2 pseudogenes are annotated in these 838 nt (G+C 67.4%); one reads left to right on the forward strand and one right to left on the reverse strand.

Annotated elements, in window-relative coordinates:
- A pseudogene (locus A5782_RS21150) lies at nt 1-300 on the forward strand (hypothetical protein); the annotation flags it as partial.
- Nucleotides 301-304: 4 nt separating this feature from the next.
- Here A5782_RS21150 and A5782_RS21155 read toward each other — a convergent pair.
- Nucleotides 305-838, reverse strand: a pseudogene (locus A5782_RS21155) (VWA domain-containing protein); the annotation flags it as partial.

Genomic DNA, 838 nt, shown 5'->3' on the forward strand with positions numbered 1-838 from the left:
GTGCCGATCTCGACGATCTCGTTCGGGACCAAGGGCGGCGAGATCGAGATGGACGGGCAGCGGGTCGCCGTCCCGGTGTCGACCGACCAGATGAAGATGGTCGCCAAGCTGTCCGGCGGGCAGTCTTACACCGCCACCAACCTCGGCGAGCTCGAAAAGAGCTACAACGCCATCGAGAACGAGATCGGCTACCGTACGGTGCCAGGGCCGGGCAGCTCCGGGTGGCTGCGCCTCGGCGTATTGACCGCCCTGATCGCGACGGCGCTGGCATTGTTGATCAACCGCCGCCTGCCCAGCTGAGGACTCAGGCGGGCAGCCTGCGGTTCAGCAGGAGACCGGCCAGGATGGCGCCGGCCATGACGAAGGCGCCGAGCAGCATCCAGGCCAGGCTCGCGTCGCCCTTCACGGTTTCGTAGCCGATCTGGCGCTGCAGCGTCGAGTACACGTTCTTCAGGGAATCCAGGCTGTCGGCGTGGAACGACTGGCCGTCGGTGATCTCGCAGATCTTCTGCAGGGTCTGGTCGTCCACCGGAACCGGGATGGTGGCGCCCTCGTAGTCCACCGTGCCGTACGGGGTGCCGAACGAGATCGTCGAGATCGGCACGCCTTCGTCCTTGGCCAACCGCGCCGCGGTGTAGACGCCGTCGTGCGGATCGCCGGGATTGGAGGGCTTGTTCTCACCGCCGTCGGAGAGCAGCACGATGCGGGCCGGCGGCGGATTGTCGCCGCCGATGACCGCGGTGGCGCCGATCGCGTGCAGGGCGGTGAAGATGCCTTCTCCCGTAGCGGTTTTCGGGGCGGGTTGCAGGCTGTCGATGCCCGCTTTCACCGCGCCGCG

Origin of the sequence: Mycobacterium sp. 852002-40037_SCH5390672 (genome assembly GCF_001665875.1) — a bacterium.
Lineage (GTDB): Bacteria > Actinomycetota > Actinomycetes > Mycobacteriales > Mycobacteriaceae > Mycobacterium.